General features: G+C 41.1%; 1 pseudogene. It reads left to right on the plus strand.

Going from position 1 to position 214, the window contains the following annotated elements:
• Positions 1-214 (plus strand): annotated as a pseudogene (locus V6260_RS19215) (serine hydrolase); the annotation flags it as partial.

A 214-nucleotide genomic window follows, 5' to 3' on the forward strand; every position in this document is an offset into this window, starting at 1 on the left:
AGCAGATTTCGCAGCAAGTATGCTTATAAAAACTTAATGTCTGTTACTGCTGGCGAAGTGGTTGCACGTGTATCTGGTATGAGCTGGAATGATTAAATCGAAAAAAATATATTACAGCCGCTGCACATGGATAACTCACGCGCGGGATTTACACGAATTCCAAAAAGTAATAAAAACTGGGCGACAGGTCTTATTCCTATGGATGGCATGCTTC

It is taken from the genome of Pseudoalteromonas aliena, assembly GCF_038155085.1.
GTDB classification, from domain to species: domain Bacteria; phylum Pseudomonadota; class Gammaproteobacteria; order Enterobacterales; family Alteromonadaceae; genus Pseudoalteromonas; species Pseudoalteromonas aliena_A.